Consider the following 12,924-nt stretch of genomic DNA (forward strand, 5'->3'; position numbering starts at 1 on the left):
ACCGCTCTTCTTCTTATGTGCCGCTTTTTCTCTTCTGACAGGCGTAGTAGGCGCCGCTTTCTTCTATTATCAGCTTCAATCAAGGTTGAAAGAGTGGTACCGTGTCACACGCAGCATTTCCGCCGGCAATTTAACGGTGGCCGCTCCGAGCCACGGGAGAAATCAGTTTGCTCAAATGGGATATGAATTAAATAAAATTGTCATCGGTACACGCGATATTATTCGAGAGTTGGCTGCTTCTGCCGAAGTGACCCAGGAAGTCAGCGGACACCAGGCGAACGAGTCCAGGCAGCTGGCTGAAACATTTGAGCAAATGTCGCAGATGATGCGGACATTTCGTGAAGGGACAGAGGGTCAGCTCGGTTCACTGGAAGAGCTGAGAGCGATGATGACCCAGATTATGAGCGAAGTAAGGCAGATGCAGGAACACATGGACAGCGCTCGGCTTTTATCCGCACAAGTAACCGAATTTTCTAAGCGCGGTATGGGAGCTGTAGAAGATTCGGAATGCCAGATGAAGCAAATAGAAGCAGCGGTTGAAGAGTCGGTTCGTACCATTTCCCAAGTGTCAGAGAGTACCTATGAGGTTATGAATAAGGTATCAGCCATTACTCATATCGCCCGTCAGACAAATATGCTGGCATTGAACGCATCCATTGAAGCCGCACGCGCCGGCGAGAGCGGAAAGGGATTCGCGGTCGTCGCAGGCGAAGTACGCAAGCTTGCGGAAAGCACATCTTCATTCGCTGAAGATATTCTACAGACGCTGGAAAAAACAAAGCAGCAGGCTATGCAGGCGGCAGAGAAAGCGACAACCAGCGTAACGGCTATCGAGAAAGGCCTCGAAGTCGGACGTATCGCGGGCGCTGCCATCCATGAAATGACCGACGCCGCCGATCGAACGAAGCATCAGGTTGCCTCCAATTATGAACTCGCCAATCGTGTCATCACGGACATTCAAGAGATTGAAAAAATTATCGAAAATCTGACAGGTATAGCCGAACAATTTACTGAATCAATGGCACGCGGGGCGGCAGCGATGGATGAGAAAGTCACCAGCATTCAACAATTGGCGGAAGATGCCGCACTCCTATCTACTCAATCACAATCGCTTCATAAAATCGTAAAGCGGTTTATCATTTAATGTTAAATGTAAGCGATTTCGCAATCTTCATTACGAACTTCACAAAACCTTTACAAATGCTCAATATTTTTCGACTACAATAGCCATTATAAAATAAAAAGACATGATAAGGTTGGTTGCTGATGGATAAATACAGCGCCGTTATTGACATGGGATCGAATTCTGTCCGACTGGTCATTTATTACGAAACGGCTGAAGGCACATCATACGAAGTTGATAATATTAAAAACACCATTCGTTTAAGCACATTTTTAAATGAACACAATGAAATCATCGAGCCTGGAATAAAAGAAGTGCTGCGTGTGCTGACCCAGTACCGTCAACTTTGTGAAGCGCGAAAGGTCTCGTCCGTCATCGGTGTGGCGACCGCAGCCGTACGCAAAGCGATAAATAAGGAAGAACTTTTAACGAGAATATATGAAACCACGGGCTTTACGTTCCGGGTGCTTTCAGGTGAAGAAGAAGCGTATTACGGCTATCTGGCCGTTGTAAATACGATGAGCGTGTCAGAAGGGTTTACCATTGACATCGGAGGCGCCAGCTCTGAATTGGTGAAGTTTGCAGATCGTAAGCTCGTAGAGAGCTACAGCTTTCCGTTCGGAGCCGTAACGCTGGCAAAGCAATTTTTCCGTAACGGGATTCCAACGGATGCGGAACTGGTCTCGTTGGAGAAGTATCTAAAGGAGCAATTCCTGGCCCATCCATGGATAAAGGAGAAGAAATATTCACTTATCGGAATGGGGGGGAGCGCGCGTAATTTGGCGAAAGTCCACCAGAAAATGATGCGTTATCCGTTTGCGAGTCTGCACAATTATCACATGAAGAAATATCATGTCGATACGGTTTTTCATTATCTGAAAGAACTTTCTCCCACGCAAATGCAGGGTGTGGAGGGATTGTCGAAAGAGAGAGCGGACATTATCGTTCCCGGTATCTATATTATTAAAGTGCTGCTCGAGTGTATCGGAAGTGAGCGGTTTATTGTCAGCAATAAAGGGTTGAGGGACGGCGTGCATATGGAGTCACGGCTAAAAGCGAAAAACCTGACGCTACTTGACGATGTAGTCGAAGAAGGCGTATATGCATTGATGGTCAATTACAAAGTAAACCAGGTGCATGCCCGGCATGTAGACAATTTATCCTGCACCCTATTTGAACAGCTGGCAAAAGAAGGGCTGCATTCTTACGGCCCCGAAGAAAAACGTCTGGTAAGCGTTGCGGCACGCCTGCATGATATCGGCCGCATGATTAACATTGGCGAATGGAATCAGCATACTTTCTATCTGATGGTGAATGTGTTTTTGCCTGGATTAACACATAAGCAGCGATTGCTTGCGGCATTAATCGCTTCATACAAGGGATCAAAACGGATGCAGCGATTGGTCGCCCCGTATGAGTCGATGGTCTCTGAAGCGGATTTGCAGATGGTTGAGCAGCTTGGCCTTCTTCTGTTGATGGCACGTGCGCTTGATCGAACGGAAAGTCAGCAGATATCGGATGTGAAGCTGTTGTGCAGTGACGGTGTGGTTGTGCTGTATTGCTGGGGCAGAGTCAATGAGCAATCCTTAGAGGCGCAGACACTCGAAGAGCATAAAAAGAAATTTAGAAAGCAATTTGGCCTTCCGCTTCGCTTGGAATGGAAGAGTAAATAAAAATTTTAAAAAAGAGGTAGAAAGCGATGGGGGAAATGACAGCTGTAAATGAAAAGGATAACAAAATCGACTTCGATTGTACATCTTACTACATTAACCGGGAGCTAAGCTGGCTTGCATTCAATCGTCGTGTCCTGGAAGAGGCGGAAGATGAGAACAATCCGATCCTGGAGCGGCTTAAGTTCCTTGCGATTACAAGTTCGAATCTCGACGAGTTCTTCATGGTACGTGTCGGTTCGATGAAGGATCAGGAGAAGCATGGTATTACGACGCCGGAAAATAAAGCGGGCATGACGCCGCGCCAACAATTGACCGCCATTTCGCACGAAGCGCATAAAATGGTTGAAACGCAGTACAAGCTGCTGTATCAAAAGCTTATTCCTGAGCTTGCCGCGCATGGCATATCGTTTGTCAAACCGGAGGAGTTGACGGAAGAACAGCATACGTTCCTGCGCACGTACTTTTACGACCGGATCTATCCGGTGCTGACGCCGATGGCGGTAGATGCCAGCCGTCCATTCCCGATGCTGTTAAACAAGAGCGTTAATTTGGCCGTAATGCTGGAGAGCGAGAAAGATGAAAAAGGCAAAGTATTATTCGCTGTTGTGCAGGTGCCTTCCGTTCTGCAGCGCTATATCCAGCTGCCCAGCCCGGAAGGCACGGCGCAATTTATTCTTCTTGAGGATGTCATTTGCTATTATGTCGATTTTCTGTTCAAAGGCAACCAGATCTTATCGGTCAAGCCGTTCCGCATTACGCGCAACGCCGATCTTACGCTGGACGAGGAAGGCGCGGAAGATTTGCTGGAAGAAGTGCAAAAAGAGCTTAAGAAACGCCGCTGGGGTGCGGCTGTGCGCCTGGAAATCACCTCGGATATGGAGCCGTACATGAAAAGCATTCTACAGGAGTCGCTTGAGATTGAGACGAGCGATATTTATGAAGTCTCAGGTCCGCTTGATTTAACGTTCCTGATGAAATTTTATTCGCTGCCCGGTTACAGCGATCTAAGGTATCAAAATTTGCCGCCGCAGCCGCCGGCCGACTTTATCGGAGAGAGCAATATATTCGAAGCAATCGCCCACAGAGATATTCTCGTCCATCATCCGTATGAATCATTCGATCCGGTTGTACATTTCGTCCAGCAGGCGGCAGAAGATCCGAGCGTCCTGGCGATTAAACAAACATTATATAGGGTAAGTGGAGATTCGCCTATTGTAGGAGCGCTGGCAAAAGCTGCAGAGAACGGGAAGCAAGTCACTGTTCTTGTGGAGCTGAAGGCACGCTTCGATGAGGAGAATAATATCGTTTGGGCGAAAAAACTTGAGAAAGCGGGTTGCCATGTCATTTATGGCCTGGTAGGGTTAAAAACACATTGTAAAATCACCCTCGTCGTGCGTCAGGAAGGGCAAAAGCTGATACGTTATGTCCATCTCGGGACCGGTAACTATAACGATTCGACCGCCCGGCTGTATACCGATTTAGGTATGTTTACATGCAGTGAACCGTTTGGCATTGACGCTTCGTATATATTCAACCATCTCTCCGGTTATTCGAAGCCGCCGAAATGGAAGAAGATTGAAGCAGCGCCAAACGGTTTGCGCAACAAAATTCTGCGGTTAATTGATAACGAAATTGCGAAAAGTACGCCCGACAATCCGGGTCGTATCATTTTGAAAATGAATGCGCTGACGGATAAGAAGCTGATTAAAGCGTTATTTAAAGCGTCGGTGGCCGGCGTACAGATTGACATGATCATCCGTGGCATTTGCTGCCTGCGTCCCGGCATTCCGGGTGTAAGCGAAAATATTCGCGTATATAGCATTGTCGACCGTTTCCTGGAACACTCCCGTATTTTTTACTTCCAGAATGGTGGTGAAGAACAGGTATATTTGTCGAGCGCCGACTGGATGACGCGCAATATGGAACGGCGTGTGGAAATCATGTTTCCTATCGAAGTGCCTTCGTTGAAAGAACGAGTCAAAGAGATTTTGCGTGTGCTCTTGCAGGATAATGTGAAGGCAAGAGAGTTGAATTTCCAGGGTGTTTATACGAGAGTGCAGCAGAAGGAAGGAGAGAAGCGGATGCACAGTCAGCTTTATCTCCATAATCTGGCGGTTAAAAATGCGAAAAAGATTCAGCAGACTCCGTACATGAAGCAATTAAAACCGAAAACACATGTGGAAGAAGTGTGAAAAAACGTTAGGCATTCCGGAATTTAACGCGGAATGCCTTTTTGTCCTGGTCGCTTTTTTTGCTATAATAATGATAGTGTTTATACGGTGTACGGTAATATGGATATCATATTCATAAATTTTTCATATTTCGTTTCGGAATTTAGGATAGAAAGTGATATAATTAGGTACGTGCAAAAACGAGCGTATAGTATAGCAAAGAGACGACAGCGCAAACTAATCACATACAATATAAAGAAGTAGGATGGGGTGTCAATTATGCACATTCTAACAATCGGGTTAAATTACCGTACAGCCCCGGTGGAAATCCGTGAGCGGTTCGCATTCTTGGATGAGGACAAGCAGGAAGCGCTTAAGAAACTGCAGAGCACAAAAAGCATATTAGAGTGTGTAATTGTTGGCACTTGCAACAGAACGGAAATTTACGCGGTCGTCGACCAATTGCACACGGGCCGCCACTTCATTAAGAATTATCTCTCGGAGTGGTTTCATGTGCAGCGGGAAGAATTCGTCGACCATATCTATATCAAAGAAAATGACGCGGCTGTACAGCACCTGTTCCGTGTAGCCTGTGGACTGGACTCTATGGTGCTTGGTGAAACGCAAATCCTGGGACAGGTGAAAGACGCGTTTGCCTTATCGCAGGCAAACGGTGCTACCGGCACGGTGTTCAACAAACTGTTCCAGCAGGCGATTACGCTGGCCAAGCGCGCCCATTCCGAAACGGAAATCAACAAAAATGCCGTTTCAACAAGCTACGCCGCCATTGAACTCGGAAAAAAAGTATTTGGTTACTTTAACGATAAAACCGTTCTGATTCTTGGAGCGGGCAAGATGAGCGAGCTGACCGCAAAGCATCTGCATGCGAATGGAGCGGCGCATGTGCTCGTGGCAAACCGCACATATGAACGTGCTGTTGCGCTTGCAGAGAAGTTCCGCGGCAAAGCTATACCGATGGACCGTCTGCGGGAAGCTCTTGTGCTGGCCGATATTGTCATTAGCTCCACTGGTTCAAATGAATACGTAGTAACGAAGCGGGACGTGGAAGCGATTATGCGCAAGCGGCGCCATCGTCCGCTGTTTATGATTGATATTGCCGTGCCGCGCGATCTGGACCCTGCCATTAATGACTTGGATGGCGTGTATCTGTATGATATCGATGACCTCGAAGGCATTGTGGCAGCCAATATGCGCGATCGTGCCCGTGAAGCCGAGAAAATCGGTGTTATGATTGGCGAAGAGTTAGTCGCTTTCAAAGCATGGCTCAATACGCTGGGTGTCGGTCCGCTCATCAGCGCATTGCGTGAGAAGTTGCTTGCGTACCAACAGGAAGCGATGCGCAACATTCAGAACAAGTGTCCGGAGTTAACGGAGAAAGAGATTCGCATGATTAATAAGCAGACGCGCAGTTTGATTAACCAAATTATGCATGATCCGATCGTGCGCATCAAAGAAATGGCGGGGCAGCCGGGCGCAGATGAAGCGCTCGATATGTTTATCAAGTTGTTCGCACTGGAGAACGCGTTCGAAGAGACAGAGCAGACAGAGGAAGAAAGAGAAGCTTCTTATATCCCGGTTCGTCAGCGTCGTTTGTTGACCGAACAGCAAGCGTTCTAGTTATGCTCCTGAGGAGAGGAGTTATGCCACTTGTTTCATGAAAGCCTTATTTACGATGCCATCATTTATATTTATGCTTGCAGCATTTTGCTATATTTTGCTGATTTTCTAAACCGCAGCCGGAAGGTAAATCGAACCGCCTTCTGGCTGCTTTCCGTTGTCTGGACGCTGCAAAGCGTCTTTTTTGTCCTTAGCATGATGGAGAAAGAGTATTTTCCGGTATTGACGCTGTTTGAAACGCTCTTTTTTTATTCGTGGATACTGGTTACGTTTTCCCTCGTTATCAACTACTTGTTCCGAATTGATTTGCTGGTATTTTTCACGAACATTCTGGGCTTTGCCGTATTAGCGTTGAATTTCTTTGCCAATAAGGACGCCTCGTCAATGGTGACGGAACGTCTGACGTCAGAGCTATTATTTATTCATATCAGTCTGGCGCTGCTCGCCTATGCAACTTTCTCGCTCTCGTTCATTTTTTCGCTGATGTATTTGGTGGAAGACCGCATGCTGAAGCAAAAAAAGTGGAATAAATGGCTGCAGAGGCTTCCGGGGCTTGGACTGCTTGATTTGTATTCATACCGCTTTAACATGATAGGGGTGCCGCTTTTGCTGATGGCGTTGATTCTTGGGGCCATCTGGGCGCATCTTAAAGTCAGTTATAGCATCTGGCTTGATCCGAAAGTTCTTACTTCGGTGGGCGTTCTCATCGTCTATTCGCTGTATTTGTATCAACGGGTAACGTACGGATGGGTCGGCCGGAAACTGGCTTTGTGGAACGCGGCGGCGTTTTCATTGATTTTGTTGAATTACTTGATTTCCGGATCGGTTTCATCATTTCATCAGTGGCTATAGAAAAGGAGAATTGACATGAGAAAAATCATCGTGGGTTCCAGGCAGAGTGTGCTGGCGCTGACACAGACAAACTGGGTCATCGATCGTTTGAAAAGCTTCGGGCTCCCGTTCGAGTTCGAAGTGAAGAAGATTGTGACAAAGGGGGACCGCATTCTTGATGTCACGCTTTCCAAGGTCGGCGGCAAAGGGCTGTTCGTCAAAGAAATCGAGCAGGCGCTGCTCGATGGGGAGATTGACATGGCCGTGCACAGCATGAAGGATATGCCGGCACTGCTTCCGGAAGGTCTCACCATCGGGTGTGTACCAAAGCGCGTGGATGTGCGGGACGTGCTGATAAGCGAAGACGGTACGCCGCTTGATAAATTGCCGGCAGGTTCCATCGTGGGAACGAGCAGCCTGCGCCGCGCTTCCCAGTTGAAAGCGCTGCGTCCCGACCTTGTGATTGAGCCGATTCGGGGTAATATCGATACCCGGATGCGCAAACTTAAAGAAGAGAGTTTCTCTGCCATCATCCTTGCAGCCGCAGGCCTTGAGCGCATGCAGTGGAAGGGAGAAATTACCGAATTTCTGCCTGTAGAAGTGAGCCTGCCGGCGGTCGGACAGGGTGCCCTGGCGATTGAATGCCGCGAAGACGATACGGAGCTGCTCGGACTGTTGAGTAAGTTGAACGATAGTGACACAATGCTTGCTACCCGGGCGGAGCGGGCTTTCCTGCGTACGCTTGAAGGTGGTTGCCAGGTGCCGATTGCCGCTCATGCTACTGTGACAGAGGGACTCATCTCTCTGACAGGGTTTGTGGGCGATCCGGATGGGCATACCGTACTGAAAGAAAGCATGGAAGATGAAAATCCGGAAACGCTTGGTGTGAACCTGGCCAATAAGCTGAAGGAGCAGGGCGCAGACAAAATTCTTGAAAAAGTATATAAGGACAATCAAGCATGAGTATGGACGCATCTCTCGCCGGCAAGCGTATCGTAGTAACAAGATCGCGGGAGCAGGCGCGGGCGTTTATTCGCAAGATTGAAGAACGGGGGGGCGAGGGATTCGCCTGTCCGGTCATTCGATTCGTTCCACCCGCCGATCAAACCATGTTTGATTGTGCGCTGCGGCGGCTTCCCTCATTTGACTGGATTTTTTTTACTAGTATAAATGGGGTTAGTTTTTTCTTTCAACGGCTGGAAGAACTCGATATTGATATGTCCGGATTTACCGGCCGGATTGCCGCAGTGGGAACGAAAACAGCCGCCGCGCTTGAAGCACGGGGGCTTTCTGTGCAGCACATTCCCGGGAAATTTACTGCCGAGCACTTATTGGAAACGATGCGGGGCAAACTAAAAGCGGGACAAAAAGTGCTTCTGCCCAGAGCGAACATTGGCCGCGATGTATTGCCACAAGGTCTGCGTGCGCTTGGTCTTGAAGTGACAGACGCACCGGCTTATGATACGGTAAGGGCAGAGGAAAATATTGCGGAGCTAAAAGACAAGCTGAAGCAAGGAAAAGTCGATATGATTACATTTACAAGCCCATCAACCGTGCGTTATTTTCTGGCTGCCTTCGATGCAGAGGAGAGGCGGCGGTATATGGATGGCGTACATATCGCTGTCATTGGCCCGGTAACGGCCAGGGCGGCACGCGAGGAAGGGCTCGCCGTTCATGTGATGGGTGATGAATACAGCATTGACGGGCTGATTGAGGCTATGTCGAAGTATACCGGGTGGTAACCCGAAGGAGGATATAAGTATGTCTTTGTATTTTCAACGTCATCGCCGTCTGCGCACAACAGCTGCGATGAGAAACCTTGTCCGTGAAACGTATCTTCATGCCAACGATTTTATTTATCCGTTGTTTGTCGTAGAAGGAAACGATACGAAGCATGAAATCTCTTCCATGCCGGGCGTGTTCCATTATTCGCTTGATCGCCTGGAAGAAGAAATTCAGGAAGTTACAGAGCTTGGCATTCAGTCGATTATCGTGTTCGGCGTGCCGAATAATAAAGATGCTTGCGGTTCGGAAGCGTATGCGGAAGATGGCATCGTGCAGCAGGCAATTCGTAAAATCAAGGGATGGGCACCGGAGCTGGTCACGATGGCCGATACGTGTCTGTGCCAGTACACCGAGCACGGCCACTGCGGAATGATTCACGAAGGATACGTCGACAATGATTCCAGCCTTGAACTGCTGGTGAAAACCGCCGTATCCCAGGCGGCAGCGGGCGCGGACGTCATCGCGCCGTCCAATATGATGGATGGCTTCGTGGCGGCGATTCGCCAGGGGCTTGACGAAGCAGGATTTATCAATACGCCGATTATGTCGTACGCGGTGAAATATGCATCCCAATTCTACGGTCCGTTCCGTGACGCTGCGCATTCCACGCCGCAATTTGGCGATCGTAAGACATATCAGATGGATCCGGCCAACCGCCGGGAAGCGCTGCGCGAAGCGGCTTCCGATGTAGAAGAAGGAGCGGATATGCTGATGGTGAAGCCGGCGATGGCTTATATGGACATTATCCGCGAAGTAAAAGACAACTTCGACCTTCCTGTCGCGGCTTACAATGTAAGTGGAGAATATTCGATGATTAAAGCGGCGGCCGAGCGTGGATGGGTGGATGAAAAAGCGATTACGCTTGAGCTGTTGACCGGCTTGAAACGTGCGGGAGCTGACATGATCCTTACCTATTCGGCAAAAGATGCGGTCCGCTGGTTAAAAGAAATCGACTAATCACGCTAAACAGGAGGAGCACGGCATGCATAAAGGATACGATAAATCCATTCAAAGTTTTACCGAGGCAAAAAAATATATGCCGGGCGGCGTAAACAGCCCGGTCCGCGCATTCAAATCGGTCGGTATGAACCCGGTCTACATGGAACGCGGCGTCGGTTCGAAGATTTATGATGTGGACGGAAACGAGTATATTGATTATGTAGGTTCCTGGGGGCCACTCATTCTTGGACACTGCCATCCGGCAGTACAGGAAGCGCTGCGGGAAGTATTGGAAAAAGGCACCAGTTTCGGTGCGCCGACCGTACTGGAGACAGAGATGGCCAAACTGGTATGCGAGATTGTTCCATCGGTTGAAGTCGTTCGGATGGTCAACTCCGGGACGGAAGCGACCATGAGCGCCCTGCGTCTGGCGCGCGGTTATACGAAGCGCGATAAGATTATGAAGTTTGAAGGCTGCTATCACGGCCACGGCGATAGCCTGTTGATTAAAGCCGGATCCGGCGTGGCGACGCTTGGCCTGCCGGATAGCCCCGGTGTGCCGTCTTCTGTGGCTGCACATACGATTACAGTTCCGTACAACGATCTCGAAAGCGCGAAAGTGGCTTTTGAGCGTTTCGGCCATGAACTGGCCGCGGTTATTGTAGAGCCGGTGGCGGGCAATATGGGTGTCGTTCCGGCGCTGCCGGGCTTTCTGGAAGGTTTGCGTGAATTGACCCTGGAATACGGAACATTGCTTATTTTCGATGAGGTTATGACCGGATTTCGCGTCGACTATCACTGTGCACAGGGCCGCTTCGGCATCACACCCGATTTGACAACAATGGGCAAGGTCATTGGCGGCGGTCTTCCAGTCGGCGCCTATGGCGGTAGAGAAGAGATCATGCGTCAGATTGCGCCGGATGGTCCGGTGTACCAGGCCGGTACGCTTTCAGGCAATCCGCTGGCGATGGCAGCAGGCTATGCTACATTGAAAGAGCTGGGCAAACCGGGTGTATACGAGGAATTGGAACGCAAGAGTGCCCGTCTTGAAGAAGGCATCGCAGCCAATGCCAAAGAACTCGGCATCCCGGTCCATCTTAATCGAGTCGGCTCGATGGTGGGGGTTTTCTTCACCGGTGAAAGAGTCATCAACTATGAAACAGCGAAAACATCCGACTTAGAACGCTTTGCCAAGTACTTCCGTCTTATGCTTGAAGAGGGAATTTCACTGCCGCCTTCTCAATTTGAAGGCATGTTTGTGTCCATGGCACATACGGATGAAGATATCGAACGGACGATTGAAGCGAATTACAATACGTTGAAACAGTTGTAGATTTCTATATCGTTACCCGAGGCTATCAAAAAGCTTCGGGTATTTTATTTTCTATCATGTGTGTATTATCAATGAACTATTTGTGAATTTTTTCACTTTAACGTTCTAATTTTACTAAAATTATGTAAAAATAAAAAATAAGAAGATAACACAGCGAAAAAACGGGAATTTACAGCACGTTTACACATTTGTGACCCTCCCTTCATCATAGTTTTACAAGAAAGAATTATAATTCAAAAGGACTATGATTATGTTAGTACCTCAATTTATATAAAAAATTTACGCAAAAGGGAGAGTTGCGAATGAAGAAGCATGTTGTCTTTTTTGAAGTAGCAGGCGGAACTGACAAGGGGCCGGACGGGTATCGGCCGGATACGATGCCGATGGTAGAGTCGCTGAGAAAGTGCGGCTGGACGGCGGAAGTTATTTTTTATTCTGACGAGAAGAAAGACGAGATTTTCGAACATGTGGTCCGCAGCGCTGATGCATATGTTAGCCGGATTAACCCGGGGAATTTAAAAGATGAAAGCACATACTTCCAGATGATCCGTCAACTGTGCGAATTCGGTGTAAAAGGAATGCCCCATCCGGACGCCATGATTAACTACGGCGCGAAAGACGCGCTGGTTAAGCTGCGTGAGACACCGCTTGTGCCGGAAGATACGTTTGCCTACTATGACATTGCTTCCTTTAAAGAGAATTTCCCGAAATCGCTGAAGAACGGTGAGCGAGTACTAAAGCAGAACCGCGGTTCGACAGGAGAAGGAATCTGGCGTGTGCAGCTGGTCAGCGATATCGGTGAGGCGGAAGAGGTGCCGCTGGATGCAGTTGTGCGCTGCACGGAAGCGAAAGACAATCATGTGGAGGAGCATACGCTTGAGAACTTTATGACATTCTGCGAACAGTACATCACAGGAGAAAACGGAATGCTGGTGGATATGCGTTTTCTGCCGCGTATTAAAGAAGGTGAGATTCGTTTGTTAATGCTTCATCGAACACCGGTTAATGTTGTGCATAAGAAACCGGCCGAAGACACGGACGCCTTTTCCGCCACGTTATTCTCCGGGGCGAAATACCGCTATGATGCTCCGGAAGAGTGGGGAGATCTTGTTCATTCTTTTATGGCAAGCCTGCCGACGATTACGGAAAAGTTGGGCGGCTATGATTTGCCTTTAATCTGGACCGCAGACTTCATTCTCGATACGGATGAACAGGGACGTGACTGTTATATTTTAGGTGAGATGAACTGCTCCTGTGTTGGATTTACTTCGCAGCTTTCCCTAAGTGAAGACATAGCAGACGAGATCATCAACATTCTTTCCCAGGTGGAGGCAGTAGAGCAATAAAATCGTAATTGGAATATCCAGCCGTTTCAGTGGTACTTATGCGCCGCAGGAACGGCTTCTTTAAAGAGAGGAAAGAATGAGGAGA

General features: G+C 48.6%; 10 protein-coding genes. All 10 read left to right on the forward strand.

From position 1 onward, the window contains the following. Nucleotides 1–1,144 (forward strand): methyl-accepting chemotaxis protein (locus tag B2899_RS16490; protein WP_286887201.1); only part of this gene is annotated, 1,144 nt, incomplete at its 5' end. A 122-nt stretch (nt 1,145–1,266) separates the two neighbouring features. Further along, entirely contained in the window at nt 1,267–2,796 is a 1,530-nt protein-coding gene (locus B2899_RS16495; protein ID WP_286887215.1) for a Ppx/GppA phosphatase family protein, read from the forward strand. Nucleotides 2,797–2,822: 26 nt separating this feature from the next. Further along, on the forward strand, nt 2,823–4,988 hold the full coding sequence (locus tag B2899_RS16500; protein WP_286887217.1) for an RNA degradosome polyphosphate kinase: 2,166 nt from the start codon (nt 2,823–2,825) through the stop codon (nt 4,986–4,988). Nucleotides 4,989–5,246: 258 nt separating this feature from the next. Then, complete coding sequence (gene hemA / locus B2899_RS16505; protein ID WP_146808301.1) at nt 5,247–6,605, forward strand: glutamyl-tRNA reductase; 1,359 nt, start codon at nt 5,247–5,249, stop codon at nt 6,603–6,605. Between the two features lie 30 nt (nt 6,606–6,635). Next, complete coding sequence (locus B2899_RS16510; protein ID WP_286887219.1) at nt 6,636–7,457, forward strand: cytochrome C assembly family protein; 822 nt, start codon at nt 6,636–6,638, stop codon at nt 7,455–7,457. 15 nt (nt 7,458–7,472) lie between these two features. Beyond that, nucleotides 7,473–8,399 carry a hydroxymethylbilane synthase gene (gene hemC, locus B2899_RS16515; RefSeq protein ID WP_146808303.1) on the forward strand — a complete coding sequence of 309 codons (927 nt, stop codon included), beginning with the start codon at nt 7,473–7,475 and terminating at the stop codon, nt 8,397–8,399. Further along, nucleotides 8,396–9,178 carry a uroporphyrinogen-III synthase gene (locus B2899_RS16520; protein WP_286887222.1) on the forward strand — a complete coding sequence of 261 codons (783 nt, stop codon included), beginning with the start codon at nt 8,396–8,398 and terminating at the stop codon, nt 9,176–9,178. The genes hemC and B2899_RS16520 overlap by 4 nt, the downstream gene beginning before the upstream one ends. Before the next feature lie 19 nt (nt 9,179–9,197). After that, nucleotides 9,198–10,178 (forward strand): porphobilinogen synthase, encoded by a 981-nt coding sequence (hemB, locus tag B2899_RS16525; protein WP_146808305.1) that lies wholly within the window; start codon nt 9,198–9,200, stop codon nt 10,176–10,178. 25 nt (nt 10,179–10,203) lie between these two features. Continuing rightward, entirely contained in the window at nt 10,204–11,493 is a 1,290-nt protein-coding gene (gene hemL, locus B2899_RS16530) for a glutamate-1-semialdehyde 2,1-aminomutase (protein ID WP_146808306.1), read from the forward strand. A gap of 302 nt (nt 11,494–11,795) precedes the next feature. Continuing rightward, the gene (locus B2899_RS16535; RefSeq protein WP_286887226.1) at nt 11,796–12,839 is read left to right on the forward strand and encodes a Cj0069 family protein; all 1,044 of its coding nucleotides are present in this window, start codon (nt 11,796–11,798) and stop codon (nt 12,837–12,839) included. Nucleotides 12,840–12,924: the final 85 nt, after the last annotated feature.

This window comes from Aneurinibacillus sp. UBA3580 (assembly GCF_002375825.1).
GTDB lineage: Bacteria > Bacillota > Bacilli > Aneurinibacillales > Aneurinibacillaceae > Aneurinibacillus > Aneurinibacillus danicus.

What these genes read in the sequence shown, in the direction of transcription:
- hemL (WP_146808306.1), top strand. Translation starts at nt 10,204, where the DNA reads ATGCATAAAGGATACGATAAATCCATTCAAAGTTTTACCGAGGCAAAA.
- B2899_RS16520 (WP_286887222.1), top strand. Translation starts at nt 8,396, where the DNA reads ATGAGTATGGACGCATCTCTCGCCGGCAAGCGTATCGTAGTAACAAGA.
- hemB (WP_146808305.1), top strand. Translation starts at nt 9,198, where the DNA reads ATGTCTTTGTATTTTCAACGTCATCGCCGTCTGCGCACAACAGCTGCG.
- hemC (WP_146808303.1), top strand. Translation starts at nt 7,473, where the DNA reads ATGAGAAAAATCATCGTGGGTTCCAGGCAGAGTGTGCTGGCGCTGACA.
- B2899_RS16495 (WP_286887215.1), top strand. Translation starts at nt 1,267, where the DNA reads ATGGATAAATACAGCGCCGTTATTGACATGGGATCGAATTCTGTCCGA.
- B2899_RS16535 (WP_286887226.1), top strand. Translation starts at nt 11,796, where the DNA reads ATGAAGAAGCATGTTGTCTTTTTTGAAGTAGCAGGCGGAACTGACAAG.
- hemA (WP_146808301.1), top strand. Translation starts at nt 5,247, where the DNA reads ATGCACATTCTAACAATCGGGTTAAATTACCGTACAGCCCCGGTGGAA.
- B2899_RS16500 (WP_286887217.1), top strand. Translation starts at nt 2,823, where the DNA reads ATGGGGGAAATGACAGCTGTAAATGAAAAGGATAACAAAATCGACTTC.